The organism is Enterococcus sp. JM9B, from assembly GCF_009933265.1.
In the GTDB taxonomy this organism is placed as follows: Bacteria; Bacillota; Bacilli; order Lactobacillales; family Enterococcaceae; genus Enterococcus_C; species Enterococcus_C songbeiensis.
Window position 1 is genome coordinate 106557 of sequence record NZ_MAEK01000034.1, and the last position, 15388, is coordinate 121944.

Below are 15388 nucleotides of genomic sequence, written 5' to 3' on the forward strand. Positions count from 1 at the left end.
CTTCTGAAATAAGCCGTATCCAATGGGGGACGGCTTATTTAGGCAGATTCATTTACAGGAAAAAACGGCGATGGTAGGGTAGAAGAGAGACGTTGCGAAGCCAAAAAATGGGAGGAAGACGAATGAAAACAATCCTGCTAGTGGGTATTTTAGGCATAGTATTTCTAAGCGGCTGTAGCAATCAACCGACCCAAGAGTCAAGTTCTACGGAAATGACCAGTGACTCCTTGTCAACCGTACCTTCCACCACTGAGAGTGAAGAAATCACCGTTTTAGCAGAAAATTTGACGATTCCCTGGGCAATTGAAAAAAACGGCGAAACATTTTATGTCTCCGAACGTGGCGGCACTATTGCAAAAATCACCGATGGAAAAGTAGAACGGCAAAAAGTGGATTTAGCCGAACCCTTGTCTGATGCAGCCGAAGCTGGCTTTATGGGATTTGTTTTGAGTGAAGATTTCGACGAATCACAAACGGCTTACGGATATTATACCTATGAAAATAGTGCAACCTTTAGTCGTGTGATTCAATTGAAACTGGAAGAGAATCAGTGGAAAGAAACAAATGTTCTTTTGGATCAAATTCCAGCAGGGAGTTTTCATCATGGTGGACGTTTAAAAATCGGTCCGGATAAAAAATTATACGCCACAGTCGGTGATGCGTTGGATGAAGAGCGTGCACAAGAGGAAACTTCATTGACGGGTAAAATTTTGCGGATGAATTTGGACGGATCGATTCCTGAAGACAATCCGTTTGCTGATTCCTATGTTTACAGCTATGGTCATCGTAACCCGCAAGGTCTGGCGTGGGGGGAAGATGGGCAAATGTACGCCAGTGAGCATGGTGATTCTGCCAATGACGAAATCAATGAGATTGAGGCTGGAAAAAATTATGGTTGGCCGGTGATCCAAGGAAATCAGACACAAACCGAAATGAGAAAGCCGTTGTTTACTTCCGGCAGTGACCAAACATGGGCACCTTCAGGAATGGCTTATCACGAAGACAATCTTTATGTAGCGGCGTTGCGGGGAACGGCCGTGCTGGAAGTGAATTCACCGGGCAAGAAGGTGACGGAACGTTTGACCGAGTACGGGCGCATTCGCGACATCTATATTATGGAGGACCAATTGTATTTTGTTACAAATAATTCTGACGGTAGAGGAACCCCGAATGAAAATGATGATCGCCTTGTGCAGGTTCCTTTGACGAGACTAGCTACTGAGTAACAAAGAACCAACTAAATGGAGAACCAAAAAGTCGGCAGAATTTTTGTCGATTTTTCTTTTTTTATCTGTATCTTTTTTTAAGAAACGGTATACTAAAAGAAGAGGTGATTCAAGATGGAGAGTCAGTTAGAACAGGCGGCAGAAAAGATCCGTCAAGCGAAAAAAATCACGTTTTTAACAGGTGCCGGTGTCTCCACGGCATCAGGGATTCCCGATTACCGTTCGCTGCAAGGGGTTTACCACGGAATGGAACGTCCGGAATATCTGTTGAGCCATGAATGCATGCTGCGGGAACCAGAAAAATTTTATCACTTTGTTTTACATCTCTATCATCCGGAGGCACAGCCAAATGTCATCCATCAAAAAATCACGGAACTAGAACAAACAAAAGAGGTATGGACAGTTTCGCAAAATATTGACGGGTTGCATCGCAAATCCGGCAGCCAAAAATTAGTCGATTTTCATGGAAGCCTGTATCACTGTTTTTGCCGAAAATGCGGTCAAACGGTGCCTTGGCAGGAGTATTTAAAATCAGATCGTCATGCAACTTGTGGCGGACAGCTTCGCCCGGATATTGTTTTGTATGGAGAAGGTTTTTCAGATGAGACCTTGCAGCAAGCAATTGACGCTGTTGCTAACGGGGAGTTGCTGGTGGTTGTAGGGACGACTTTTCAAGTACATCCTTTTTGTGACTTGATTCATTATCGTCAAAAAAATGCCGAGATTTTGGCAATCAATCAAACAAATTTAAGAATGGATACCCCCTTTACCATGGTGAAAAGTACCGGTGAAGCGGTATTCCAGCTTATTTAATGGAGGAAACGAAATGAAAACAGAAAAAGAAAAAATGATTGCCGGCGAATTGTATTTTGCCGAAGATCCGGTATTGGTTGCTGAACGAAAACATTCTCGGGAGCAAATGCATCTGATTAATCATGAATTAGATGGTGATATCCGCAGTCAATTATTGAAGGAAACGTTTGGCCATGTTGCAGGGAAAATCTACATGGAACCAACTGTTGCCTTTGATTATGGCTACAATATCTCAGTAGGAAAAAATTTCTACGCAAATTTTAATTGCACTTTGTTGGATATTTGCCCAATTACGATTGGGGATGCCTGCATGATTGGTCCTAATGTACAATTACTGACGGCTACCCATCCACTAGAACCGGTGAAACGCAACAGCGGACTGGAAAGCGGCAAGCCCATCACGTTGGGAAATAATGTGTGGCTTGGCGGCGGCGTGGTGATTATTCCCGGGGTGACGTTAGGTGACAATGTTGTTGTCGCAGCCGGCAGTGTCGTGACAAAATCATTTGGAGACAACGTGGTGCTGGGAGGGAATCCCGCTAAAGTTATCAAACGAATTGAAACAGAAAAAACGGAAGAACCTTTGACTATTCAACGAAAAAAAATTGATACCTTGGACCGCAAAATCGCCCAATTATTAGAAGAACGAATGGATGCGGTGGCAGAAATCGGCGCAATCAAAAAACAAACAAATACCAACGTGTTAGACAGCAAGCGAGAAGAAAAAGTGCTGGACAATGTGCGTCAAGCAGTCAACAATCCAGCTTATCGGGAAACTATCCAACATTCTTTTGAAGATATCATGAAACATTCCCGTGCGTATCAGGCACAAATCAAAGGAGCTGAATGATTTGGAGGGAACTTTGCGGCGAGAAGAAATTTTGAAACAATTACAGGTAGCTGAAAAACCAATCAGCGCAAGTAAATTTGCTCAACAGTTCGGTGTCAGTCGTCAAATTATCGTAGGAGATGTCGCGCTGATGCGGGCAGCAGGGGCGGCGATTATTGCTACTGCCAGAGGATACAAATTTCAAAAAGAGGGAATCGGAAAAACGACTAAAATTGCCGTGCAGCACGATGCTTCCCAGATTCGTGAAGAATTTGAAACGGTTTTGGCATTTGGTGGTGAAATCATCGATGTTATCGTGGAACATGAGCTTTACGGCGAATTAGTCGGGGGTCTTTACATTAAAAATGAAAAAGACATCGCTGATTTTCTCAAGAATTATCAAAAAACCAATGCCAGCCTGCTGTCTGAACTGACAAATGGTATCCATCTGCATACCATTCGCTATCAAAAAGAGGAAGATTTGGTCAAAATCAAACAGGCGTTGGCAGACAAAGGAATTTTATATCAGGAAAATTAAGTGAAAGCCAATATACGTAAAAAAGCTGCCGAATATTCGGCAGCTTTTTTGTTCTGTAGCTTATTCGATGACCAATACACCTTTTTCAATAGCGAAAGGATTTTTTTCGTTGATATGATCGTAAAACATTACACCGTTTAAATGATCGATTTCGTGTTGAACAACAATTGCTTCGTAATTTTTCAACCGGATTTTTTGTTTTTCCCCTTTTTCGTTGGAATAGCTCACGGTTACACGGGCATGACGAACAACGTAGCCGGGCACCTCGCGATCCACGGACAGACAGCCTTCGCCATCTCCCAAACAAGCACTTTGGACCGAATGGCTCAAAATTTTAGGGTTGTACATGACGGCACTTAAAACAGGCTCGGAACTTTCTGGATCTTCTGATGGCACGTGCACCGCAATGATCCGTTTTGAAATATCCAGTTGTGGTGCGGCTAAACCGACCCCGCCCCGTAACGCCAATTCTTCTGCTTTTACTGGGTCTTGACTATTTTTCAAAAACTCCAGCATATCATGTCCTAATTGAATTTCTTCATCAGTAGGAGGTAAAGGGACTTCTTTTGCAACTTCTCGTAAAGTTGGATTACCTTCCCGAATAATATCATCCATTGTTATCATGTATCTTCCACCTCTAGGATTGTTTTCTTGATTATTGAATAGTTTAACACAAAATTTTTATGCAAGGCAAAACGTTATGAAAATCTTTACGGATTTTAAACGCTAGTGAAATGATATTTCATACATTTATATAAATAAGAGAAAAATCATTGCTTTTTTTGATGGGGTGAAGTATACTCTTTTTGTAAACGGTTGCCATAGAGAAAGGATCGAGAGATATGTTTGGTTTTTCTGTTTTTATGAATGAAGAATTAACACAAGAAATGTTTGATTATATTGAAGAAATGGCACAAGCAGGCTTTAAAGGAATCTTTACGTCCATGCACATTCCCGAAGATGATGCTGCCCATTATCGGCAACGTTTATCTGTTTTAGGAAGACAGGCAAAAAAACGACAACTGGACTTGATGGTAGATATTTCTGGAGAGGCTTTACAACGGGCAGGATTTTCTTTTGAGGGCATAGAAGAATTATTGGCGTTAGGTGTAACTGGGTTGCGTATGGATTATGCCATCAGCAATCATCAAATCGCAAAACTTTCTCATCAATTAAAGATATCGTTGAATGCCAGTACCGTTTCTCAGCAAGATATCGAAGAACTACAAGCAGAACAAGCAGATTTTACAAATTTAGAAGCATGGCATAACTATTATCCACGACCAGAAACAGGGTTGGAAAGACATTGGTTTGAGAAAAAAAATCAGTGGCTCAAGCAGGCTGGATTCACGGTGCAAGCCTTTGTACCCGGGGATGCGCACCTTCGCGGCCCGTTATTTGCCGGCTTACCAACTTTGGAAGAACACCGCTATCAACATCCTTTGGCCAGCGCCTTGGCGATGAAGTCAGTTGGTTCCGTTGATTTGATTTACATCGGGGATGGTGGGTTAACTCAAAAAACAAAGGAACAATTCAAACGGTTTCAAGAAGAGGAAACGATTTTATTGCATGTGGAAGATACAGGGACGAATTATTTTAACTATATTTTAGGTGCTCATGAGAATCGGCGAGATGAAGCGCGAGATGTAATTCGCAGTGCAGATGCACGTTTTCGGGAAGTGCCATTGATAACCCAACAAAACACAGTGACAAGAACCTGTGGCAGTGTGACTATTGATAATGATAAATATTTACGATATATGGGAGAAATTCAAATTTGCAAGAATGAATTGCCGCAAGATGAAAAAGTAAATGTTGTCGGTAGAATAATTCACGAAGATTTACCACTGATCCAGCAAATCAAAGCTGGTACAAATTTTTATTTAGAAAGAGTAGATGACGATGGAAAAAATTAATTTAGATAATTTAACAACAGAACGAAGAAATCAAGAGACATTTGGTTTGGATGAAATGACGGTAGCGCAAGCTTGTCAAAAAATGAATGCAGAAGATCAGAAAGTTCCGTTAGCTGTTGAAAATGAATTAGCAAGTATTCAAGCAGTAGTTGAAGAAACCATCAAAGCCTTCAACAATGGGGGGCGACTGATTTATATGGGTGCCGGAACGAGTGGGCGGCTGGGAGTTTTAGATGCAGCCGAATGTGTGCCGACCTTTGGGGTTGATCCAAGTATGGTGGTCGGATTGATTGCCGGTGGAGAAAAAGCAATGACCTTAGCAGTCGAAGGGGCAGAAGATTCCAAAGAATTAGGTGGTGAAGATTTAAAAAATCTGGCACTTACGAAAAATGATTTGGTAATCGGGATTGCCGCTAGCGGCCGCACACCGTATGTGATCGGTGGGTTGGATTATGCAACGACTATCGGTGCAACAACAGCTACGATTTCCTGTAACAAAAATGCAGAAATTTCTAAACATGCCCAATTCCCTATTGAAGTAGATTGTGGACCGGAATTTCTAACTGGATCAACACGATTGAAATCAGGTACAGCCCAAAAACTGATCTTGAATATGATTTCGACAATCTCTATGATCGGTATCGGAAAAGTTTATAATAATCTGATGGTTGATGTGAAGCCGACAAATGAAAAATTGGTTGAACGCTCCAAACGAATCATTATGCAGGCGACAGAAGTTGATTATGACACGGCAGCAAAATATTTTGAAGCGGCAGAACAAGACGTTAAATTGGCAATTGTTATGATTTTAACCAACAGCAGTAAAACCGAAGCAGCAGCCAAACTGAAGGATGCCAACGGTTTTGTGAAAAAAACAATGGAAGGAGAATAAAAAATGGCAAAAGAAGAATTATCATTAGAGGAATTGGCAAAAGAAATTTATAAAGGTGTCGGCGGCATGGGGAACGTTGAAAATGTGACTCATTGTATGACTCGGGTCAGAATGTCAGTGCGGGATCAATCTTTAGTCAATGATGAATCATTGAAAAAAATTCCTGGGGTTCTTGGTGTAGTGGATGATGAACAACTCCAAGTAATCATCGGACCAGGAAAAGTCAACAAAGTAGCAAAAGAGATGGCAGATCAGGCGGGTGTTCAATTAGGAGAAACAATCCCTGTTCATACCAGCGGAAAAGATGCAGTAAATGCCAAAGCAGCCGAAGTAAAAGCAGCTCAAAAAGCACGACAAAAGAAATCACCTATAAAAGCAATTTTAAAAGATATTTCTAATATATTCGTACCAATGATTCCAGCATTTGTTGGTGCTGGGTTAGTTGCTGGGATTGCTTCCATCTTGGCAAATAATGTCACTGCAGGAAATTTAGATGCAGCAACATGGCAACAATATATTGATGTGTTGAATATTTTGAAAAATGGGTTGTTTACTTATTTAGTTATCTATACTGGGATCAGCGCGGCACAGGTTTTTGGTGCGACACCTACCCTTGGTGGGGTAATTGGTGCCGTAGTTACATTGACCGGAATGAATCCAGAAGCACCCCTTACAAATTTGTTTACTGGACAACCATTGATTGCACAACAAGGTGGGATTTTAGGTGTAATCTTTGCAGTTTGGTTACTGGCACAATTGGAAAAACGTCTGCATCATATTGTACCAGAATCAATTGATATTATTGTGACACCAACTCTTTGTTTATTGATTATCGGATTAGCAGAAATTTTCTTGATTATGCCACTTGCTGGATTTATATCAAATAGTCTAGTTGGGGCAATTAATTGGGTCGTAGAAGTGGGTGGAGCGTTCTCTGGTTTTGTTTTGGGTGCAACCTTCTTACCGTTGGTTATGTTTGGTTTGCATCAAATTTTGACACCAATTCATGTACAAATGATCGAAGCAACCGGTAGCACACAATTATTGCCAATTTTGGCAATGGCTGGTGCAGGACAAGTTGGTGCAGCCTTGGCATTGTGGATTCGCCTACGTAAAGATAAAGAATTGAGTGAAATGATTAAAGGTGCATTGCCTGTCGGAATTCTAGGAATCGGTGAACCATTGATTTATGGTGTGACACTTCCTCTAGGAAAACCATTCATCACTGCTTGTATCGGTGGTGGTGTCGGTGGTGCGATTATCGGTGCAATCGGCAGTGTTGGTGCAATCGCCATCGGTCCTTCCGGTGTTGCCTTGGTTCCGTTAATTGCTGATGGCCGCTGGTGGGGATATGTTTTAGGTTTACTTGGTGCATATGTCGGTGGATTTATCGCTACTTATTTCTTTGGTATTCCTAAAGATAGACAAGCAGCAGTTGAAACAGTTGAAACAAATGAAAATAAAGCAAGTGAAAATGAAAAACCAGTAGTCTCTGCAGGAACAACCGAATTATTTGCTGTTGTTAAAGGTATTGTAAAACCAATCACAGAATCTACAGACAGCGTTTTTTCCCAAAAAATGATGGGCGATGGGTTTTTAGTAATACCGGAAAATGGAACGATTTATTCACCAGTTGAAGGTGTCGTTTCTTCCATTTTTCCAACAAAACATGCAGTTGGTATTCAAACAACAACTGGATTGGAAATTTTACTTCATATGGGTGTCAACACAGTGGAGTTAGAAGGAAAACCATTTGATATCAAAGTTTCTGAAGGGCAAAAAGTAACACCGACAACGATTATTGCTGAAGTAGATTTAGCAGCAATCAAACAAGCCGGCAAAGAAACCGATATGTTAGTGATTATTACCAATATGGATGCGGTAGCTAGCAATGTGCTGGAAACAACTGGATCGGCTGAACCTAACACCCCTGTTATGTCAGTAAAAACGGTATAAATAAAAGGTCAGTGATAGAAAGCAGTAAATAAAATAATCCGAACAATAGTCAGAAAAATTCCGAACAGTTGCACTATTGCAACAAGGGTCAGTACCCGTAGGAATCATCGCGCTATCGTCCGGGTTATTTCTTTTCTAATACAATTTTGTCAAAATATTTTATGCTATAATTAATGGAAAATAGACTGGAAGAAGGTGAAGACATGAGTGTTATTTCTCGCATTGAAAGTATCCAAAGTGAGCTTTCTGCTTCAGAAAAAAAACTTTTTCATTATATCAAAAAAAATCCTGAAAAAGTCCCATCCATGACGGCAGAGCAGTTGGCGATGGCAACAAAAATCAGTGCACCAACCGTTGTCCGATTTACCAAAAAAATTGGGTATCAGAGTTTGACTGATTTCAAAATTCAATTATCGACAGAAATTCATCAACCGATCCATTCCACTGGATATTCAGACGTTGATCCAAATGAATCAATCGAAATTTTGAAAGCGAAAATGAGTCACAATGCACAAATTACGATTCAAGAAACGGCAGATATCCTTAGTGAAGAAGTGTTACTAACAGCTATTTCACTGCTAGAAAAAAAAGAAAAAATCTTTTTAGCCGGAATCGGTGCTTCCGAATTGGTTGCAGAAGATATTTTGCAAAAATGGGGACGGATTGGTAAGACTGTACGGATTGAAAATGACTATAATAACTTGCTTCCCCACCTTATTAATAATCAAGAGAACTCAGTCTTGTGGTTGATTTCCAATTCTGGACTCACACCTGAGATTGTCCGCTATGCAGAGTATGCAAAAAAAATAAAAATTCCAGTTATTTCCTTAACGCGTTTTGGAAATAATCCATTATCTAAACTGGCAGACGTAGCCATTCAAGTTTCTCGTCCGAAAGAGACAGATCGGCGAAGTGCTGCCACCAATTCGATTATCGCTCATTTTTTAGCAGTGGATATTTTGTTTTATCTATTTATTAGTCGTAACAATGAAAACGCAGATAAAATTTATCGTTCTCGAGAAGTAATCAAAGAATTTCGGGAGGATTTTCTTTGAACCGCAGAATCCTACAATTCCCGTGAAAACAGATGAAGACCAGCAAGAAAAACTTGCTTTTTTTCAACGAATCAAGTAAAGTAAACTTGTGCATTATGCACCACCTGTCACTTGGTTTGGCGAATCACCAACGCGATACTCAGTCATAGGGAGAATTTTTTAGGAAGAGGTGAAAAACATGGCAATTTCAAAAGAACGTAAAAATGAAATCATCAAACAATACGCCCGTCATGAAGGAGATACTGGTTCTCCAGAAGTACAAATCGCTGTATTGACTGAAGATATCAACCACTTGAATGAACACGCACGCGTTCATAAAAAAGACCACCATTCTTATCGTGGACTTATGAAAAAAGTTGGTCACCGTCGTAACTTGTTAGCTTACTTACGTAAAACTGACGTTCAACGTTACCGCGAATTGATCCAAGCTTTAGGATTACGTCGTTAATCAAAACGCTAAAAGTGAGATTCACACGAATCTCACTTTTTTTGCTACGAATTTGTTTTTTCGATTCTAGTCTGTGGTGAAGGACGGAATGAAAAATAACTACAAAAAAAGCATTCTGTGAATCGTGGTACGGCTTACTACTAACCAAATGAAAGAAGTGAAAGTGTCACTGTTTTCATTTGTTTAGTAGCAGCCCGCTGTTCACAGGGAAGGAGCATTTATGACAAAGCAAGTATTTAAAACAACTTGGGGCGGACGTCCCTTGGAAGTAGAAGTTGGTCAATTAGCCAAGCAGGCAAATGGTGCCGTATTAGTTCGTTATGGCGATACCGTCGTATTAAGTGCCGCTGTTTCCTCAAAAGAAGCAAAAGACACAGACTTTTTCCCACTGACAATCAACTATGAAGAAAAAATGTATGCTGTCGGTAAAATTCCTGGAGGATTTATCAAACGGGAAGGCCGCCCAAGCACAGAAGCAACATTGACTGCTCGTTTGATCGATCGTCCGATTCGACCAATGTTTGCCGAAGGATTTCGTAATGAAGTACAAGTAACTAATATCGTGATGAGCGTGGAACAAGATTGTTCTCCAGCGATGGCAGCGATGTTAGGGTCATCATTGGCATTATCAATTTCAGATATTCCTTTTGACGGACCAATCGCCGGCGTTGAAGTTGGTCGTGTGAACGGTGAATATATTTTGAACCCCACCGTTGAACAAGATGGCGTGTCAGATATCAATTTGACAGTTGCCGGAACGAAACAAGCCATCAACATGGTAGAATCCGGTGCACAAGAAGCTTCAGAAGAAGAAATGCTGGGAGCCTTGCTCTTTGGCTTTGACGCTATCAAAGAATTGGTGGCTTTCCAAGAAGAAATCAAAGCAGCAGTCGGCAAAGAAAAAATGACAGTAACTTTACTACAAGTCGATGAACAATTGAAAAAAGATGTTTATGAAGTATATTACCCAATCATGAAAACTGCCGTACTGACAGAAGAAAAATTAGCACGGGAAGATGAAATTGAAAAGGTAAAAGAAACCGTCAAGGAAGTTTATGCCGAAAAATTTGCCGGTGATGAAAATGAAGGTCAATTAACAAAAGAAATCAAACAAATTGCGGAAGATCTTGAAAAAGATGTCGTTCGTGAATTGATTACGATTGATAAAATTCGTCCTGATGGCCGTAAATTGGATGAAATTCGAGCATTGGATTCTGAAGTCGGTTTATTGCCTCGGGTTCACGGATCAGGTCTTTTCACTCGTGGACAAACGCAAGCCCTGTCTTCTTGTACCTTAGCACCCCTTGGGGAACATCAAATTATTGATGGCTTAGGCGTTCAAGATTTCAAACGGTTTATCCATCATTACAATTTCCCACAATTTTCTGTTGGGTCAACCGGTCGTGCCGGTTCTCCAGGTCGTCGTGAAATTGGTCATGGTGCATTAGGTGAACGAGCATTGGCACAAGTGATTCCATCAGAAGAAGATTTCCCTTATACAATCCGTTTAGTTGCAGAAGTATTGGAATCAAATGGTTCCTCTTCACAAGCAAGTATCTGTGCGGGAACTTTGGCATTAATGGATGCAGGGGTCCCAATCAAAGCACCTGTAGCTGGTATTGCAATGGGACTTGTTTCCGATGGTGAAAATTATACGATTTTAACGGATATCCAAGGACTAGAGGACCATTTAGGCGACATGGACTTTAAGGTTGCCGGAACAAAAGACGGTATCACTGCGTTGCAAATGGATATCAAAATCCAAGGAATTACAGAACAAATCTTAAAAGAAGCTTTGGCACAAGCAAAAAAAGCTCGGATGGAAATTTTGGCACAATTAACATCAACTCTTGCTGAACCACGGAAAGAATTGAGCCAATACGCACCGAAAATCGAAATGATCCAAATCGAACCTGCCAAAATCAAAGATGTTATTGGTAAAGGCGGCGACACGATCAACGGAATCATTGAAGAAACAGGCGTTAAAATCGATATCGATCAAGAAGGAAATGTTTCGATCGCTTCAGCAGATGCTGAAATGATCAAAAAAGCCATCAAGATCATTGAAGATTTAACCAAAGAAATCAAAGTCGGTGAAGTTTACTTAGGTAAAGTTGTCCGCATTGAAAAATTTGGCGCTTTTGTCAACTTGATCAAAGGAAAAGACGGATTGGTTCACATTTCCCAATTGGCAAATGAACGGGTCAACAAAGTCGAAGACGTCGTGAAAGAAGGCGACGAAATCCTTGTGAAGGTAACAGAAATTGACAAGCAAGGACGGGTAAACCTTTCCCGCAAAGCATTGTTGAAGGAAGAAAATAAAGACGAGAAGTAAAATAGGAAAGAGATGGTGCAATCAAGTGCCATCTCTTTTTTTCTGTTTTCTTCTACCCTCCTACGCACTCCATCACCAAATCTGTGAAAGAAAAATTCCAAAAAATAGTCATCAGCATCCAAGATTTTGGAAAAAACCACGACTGTTATTATGGTATTTTTTTTTATGAGAGGTGAAAAAAATGTTTGACTGTTTATTAGAAGAAAGAGATCGGGTGTTAGTGAAAGTTTATCAAAAGTTGGCAGTGGAGAAAAAGTATTCTCTGGAAGATGCCGCCAGTGAGTGCCAGCATCCGGTCCGCTACATACGAGAAACTGTTAATGACTGGAGAGATAGTGGAAGTCATCTGCAAATCGGAATCGATGTGATAATCAAAAAAGAACATTTAGTGCTACAAAAGGCGACGGGCTTTGATGATCGGTATTTTTTTGCCTTCTTACTCAAGCGGAGTATCAAAATACAGCTCTTAGAAAAATTATTGGAACATCCATCTTGGGGTGTGAGGGATCTTGAGAAGACGCTCTATCTGAGTCCAAAAATCATTCGCCGGCATTTTCATGAATTAGGCAAGCTGTTTAAATGGTACGGATTGACGGCCAGTTTTAAGAAACAGCCGGTTATTTGTGGCGCAGAGGCACAGCAACGTTTCTTTCGATTTCATATCCGGTTGCTGTTAGAACCGCCAAAAATGCCAATCACACCAGCCGCCTATTTTCAAATACTTGAAGAAATCAGTCGGAAACGGCGGCAACAAGGATATGCCATCGATCCAAACTGGTTTGATCGGAAGTTTATCAGCCAAATAAACGGGATTCCTGATTTTGAAATAAATGAACGAGGTTTTTGTTTTTTATGGCGGCAGTTGTTGGGAGTAGAAGAGATTTGGCCAATGGGAATCAGTGATGAATTGCTAGGTGAGCAAAAAATCTATCCTCTCGATCAGCGTTATTCGTCCCGGAGAATTCGACAAAAAATCCTGCAAGATATTTTTCGCTTGCATTTGTTGTGCTACTTATTCAAAGGACCGTGTATCCACCAGCTCGCCCCCTTAAAAACATCACAAAAAAATCAGCAATTACTGACAGCCCTCAACGAACTTCTACCCTATCACGCACAATTATTGGTGAATCATCCAGAATTAGAGCTCGCCTATGAGACGGTTTTTCAACAACACCTTGAAAAATGAATCACGATAATGCAGAACAAAAAAATTCCAGCCAATAACATGACTGGAATTTTTTTAATTTGTTTCACTAGGCAATAAAATTGTTTGTCTGGTGCCATCATCATAAGCAAAAATTTCTTTTGGCAGGTCGGATGAATAAGGAAACGGCAAATCGATATCCATTTCTACCTCACTATCTTCTTGTGAAAAATGCATCGTGACTTTGCCATTTTTATTGATTAAATCAAAGGCAATCAAGTTATTTAAAGGAATCACTCCTTTTAAATCTAAATCAATAATGAACCAAATACTATCGATCAGCTCGCCGGGCATACTGGAAACAACGCCTACGGAAGCGTAACGACTGCGATTACTATCAAAGACTTCATACATTGTCCTGACCTCCTTGTAACATTATCATACTTCTATTATAGAAGAAATGAAAAAATGTTGCTCATTTGAACACTTATTTTACGATTGAGCCGCCAAAAATGCAACTAAGGAGCCAAAAGAAATTGGGTCGTTAATTAAATTTTAATCAACGACCCAATTTCAGGTAAAAAGAGTTAAACTAGTTTTCGTTTGTTATTCTGCTTCTGTTGAACCGATGACTTCTGGTTCAGCTGCTTCAGCAGTATCGTCTTCAGAAACTTCTTGTGCTTCCGTGATAGAAAGAACTTGTTCATCTGCATCTGTGACGATTGTGTAATCTTCATGACTTGGCAATTCTGCAACAGTCAAGGTACTGCCGATTTCAAGTGGTGTCACGTCTACTTCGATACGTTCTGGTAATTTATCAGGGGTTGCAGAAACCACAACAGTGTATAATGTTTGGTTCAAGACGCCGCCTGCTTTCACACCGGCTGCTTCGCCGACAAGCAAGATTTCTGCTTCTACTTCAGTTACTTCAGACATGTTTACTGACAAGAATTCGATATGGGTCAAATGTCTGTTAAAAGTGTCTGCTTGTGTTTGTTTTACTAGAGTATTGACTGTTTTTCCATCTAACTCCATTTTGATTACTGCATTTGCGCCATGTTCCCGCAAAATCTTGTCTAAGTCACGCGCAACAACAGAAATCGGTGTGCTTTCCACTTGATAACCGTTTACTACTGCAGGGACTTTTCCTTCGTGACGCAATTGATTACGCAACGAACGGGGACGAACTTCTCTCTTACTTACTTCTAATGATACTGCCATAACTTAATTCCTCCTAAAATTTTTCTGTCTGACGACATTCATTTTAAAAGCAAATCTCGCTAGTCTGCACATTGAGTGGTACGTGAGAACACGCAAAAGGGTAGCCGAAATACAGCTACCCAAGAAAGTTTTGGTTCAACTTTTCTCCACCAGGTCATAACGCTGTGTAGAAGAACTTTATTTACTTTACTCTCTAACCATAGGACGAATAATGAATTAAGTCAAGGATTTCGCAGATTTTGTGTTTTGCTGAGAATAAATTCGCGCTATAATGTGTCAGAAAGGAAAAAAGCGATGCGTTTAGACAAATTGATTGAAAAAGAGCTGAAAACCAGCCGTAAAGAGATGAAGCGGCTTTTTTTACTGGGTAAAGTAAGCGTTGATGGTCAGATTCAACGACGGGAAGCCCGCAATGTAGACAGTGATCTCCATCAGATTTTAGTGGATGGCAAGTCATTGGCGACGGATGAGGCCTATTATTTGGTAAATAAACCACAGGGCATCGTAACAGCTAACCAGGATGCACAGCATCAGACAGTTTTGGATTTACTTGCTGAAGCTGATCGCCGAGAAAAATTAGCTGCAGTAGGACGTTTGGATCGTGATACGGAAGGTCTGGTTTTTTTGACGACAAACGGACAATTGGCTTACGAATTACTTCATCCGGTAAAAAAAGTGACAAAATGTTATGAAGCAACAGTCAATGGACGGGTGACACAGGAAGATCAGCAGGCATTTCAACAAGGCATCGTATTTCATGACGGGACCATTTGCCAACCCGCAGAATTAACGATTCTTTTTGCTTCTGATGAAAAAAGTACCATTCGCTTGGCTATCCAAGAGGGGAAATTTCATCAAGTGAAAAAAATGTTTTTGGTTCGTGGAAAAAAAGTGGTCTTTTTAAAACGGACGGCGATTGGACCGCTACGGTTGCCTGAAACTCTCGCACTGGGAAAGTATCGCCGGTTGACCGTGGCAGAATTGCAACAATTGACCCCCTATTTTCGTTAAAAGG

General features: G+C 40.7%; 15 protein-coding genes. 12 read left to right on the plus strand and 3 right to left on the minus strand.

Annotation, left to right across the window (positions count from 1 at the left end):
- The first annotated feature begins 122 nt into the window (after positions 1-122).
- The 4 genes from BAU16_RS11260 (at position 123) to BAU16_RS11275 (ending at position 3406) form a co-directional block, all read left to right on the plus strand.
- Complete coding sequence (locus tag BAU16_RS11260; RefSeq protein WP_161527104.1) at positions 123-1226, plus strand: PQQ-dependent sugar dehydrogenase; 1104 nt, start codon at positions 123-125, stop codon at positions 1224-1226.
- Between the two features lie 114 nt (positions 1227-1340).
- Positions 1341-2039, plus strand: a complete 699-nt coding sequence (locus tag BAU16_RS11265) for an NAD-dependent protein deacylase (protein ID WP_161527105.1) — start codon at positions 1341-1343, stop codon at positions 2037-2039.
- Positions 2040-2052: 13 nt separating this feature from the next.
- Entirely contained in the window at positions 2053-2889 is an 837-nt protein-coding gene (locus BAU16_RS11270; protein ID WP_161527106.1) for a chorismate mutase, read from the plus strand.
- A 1-nt stretch (position 2890) separates the two neighbouring features.
- On the plus strand, positions 2891-3406 hold the full coding sequence (locus tag BAU16_RS11275) for a transcription repressor NadR (protein WP_161527107.1): 516 nt from the start codon (positions 2891-2893) through the stop codon (positions 3404-3406).
- Between the two features lie 60 nt (positions 3407-3466).
- Here BAU16_RS11275 and def read toward each other — a convergent pair whose 3' ends face one another.
- Complete coding sequence (gene def, locus BAU16_RS11280; protein WP_048604482.1) at positions 3467-4030, minus strand: peptide deformylase; 564 nt, start codon at positions 4028-4030, stop codon at positions 3467-3469.
- 218 nt (positions 4031-4248) lie between these two features.
- Here def and BAU16_RS11285 point away from each other — a divergent pair, with 218 nt between their 5' ends.
- From BAU16_RS11285 to BAU16_RS11315, 7 genes are all read left to right on the plus strand, one after another.
- Positions 4249-5322: a DUF871 domain-containing protein gene (locus BAU16_RS11285; RefSeq protein WP_161527108.1), complete on the plus strand. Its 1074-nt coding sequence runs from the start codon at positions 4249-4251 to the stop codon at positions 5320-5322.
- Positions 5309-6214, plus strand: a complete 906-nt coding sequence (gene murQ, locus BAU16_RS11290; RefSeq protein ID WP_048604480.1) for an N-acetylmuramic acid 6-phosphate etherase — start codon at positions 5309-5311, stop codon at positions 6212-6214. Before BAU16_RS11285 ends, murQ begins: the two co-directional genes overlap by 14 nt.
- Before the next feature lie 3 nt (positions 6215-6217).
- Positions 6218-8170, plus strand: coding sequence for a glucose PTS transporter subunit IIA (locus BAU16_RS11295; protein WP_048604479.1), 1953 nt, complete (start codon positions 6218-6220; stop codon positions 8168-8170).
- A 203-nt stretch (positions 8171-8373) separates the two neighbouring features.
- Positions 8374-9225: a MurR/RpiR family transcriptional regulator gene (locus tag BAU16_RS11300; protein WP_048604478.1), complete on the plus strand. Its 852-nt coding sequence runs from the start codon at positions 8374-8376 to the stop codon at positions 9223-9225.
- A gap of 178 nt (positions 9226-9403) precedes the next feature.
- Positions 9404-9673, plus strand: a complete 270-nt coding sequence (gene rpsO, locus BAU16_RS11305) for a 30S ribosomal protein S15 (protein ID WP_048604477.1) — start codon at positions 9404-9406, stop codon at positions 9671-9673.
- Between the two features lie 220 nt (positions 9674-9893).
- Entirely contained in the window at positions 9894-12008 is a 2115-nt protein-coding gene (pnp, locus tag BAU16_RS11310; RefSeq protein ID WP_048604476.1) for a polyribonucleotide nucleotidyltransferase, read from the plus strand.
- Positions 12009-12189: 181 nt separating this feature from the next.
- Positions 12190-13194, plus strand: coding sequence for a helix-turn-helix domain-containing protein (locus BAU16_RS11315; protein ID WP_137604822.1), 1005 nt, complete (start codon positions 12190-12192; stop codon positions 13192-13194).
- A 54-nt stretch (positions 13195-13248) separates the two neighbouring features.
- Here the strand turns inward: BAU16_RS11315 and BAU16_RS11320 are convergent, their stop codons facing one another.
- Both BAU16_RS11320 and BAU16_RS11325 read right to left on the minus strand, forming a co-directional pair.
- Positions 13249-13566, minus strand: a complete 318-nt coding sequence (locus BAU16_RS11320) for a DUF960 domain-containing protein (RefSeq protein ID WP_048604474.1) — start codon at positions 13564-13566, stop codon at positions 13249-13251.
- Between the two features lie 192 nt (positions 13567-13758).
- A complete protein-coding gene (locus BAU16_RS11325; RefSeq protein WP_048604473.1) occupies positions 13759-14373 on the minus strand; it encodes a 50S ribosomal protein L25/general stress protein Ctc in 615 nt (204 codons plus the stop codon).
- A gap of 294 nt (positions 14374-14667) precedes the next feature.
- Between BAU16_RS11325 and BAU16_RS11330 the strand changes: the two genes are divergently transcribed.
- Positions 14668-15384: a 16S rRNA pseudouridine(516) synthase gene (locus tag BAU16_RS11330; RefSeq protein ID WP_048604472.1), complete on the plus strand. Its 717-nt coding sequence runs from the start codon at positions 14668-14670 to the stop codon at positions 15382-15384.
- The last annotated feature ends 4 nt before the right edge of the window (positions 15385-15388 follow it).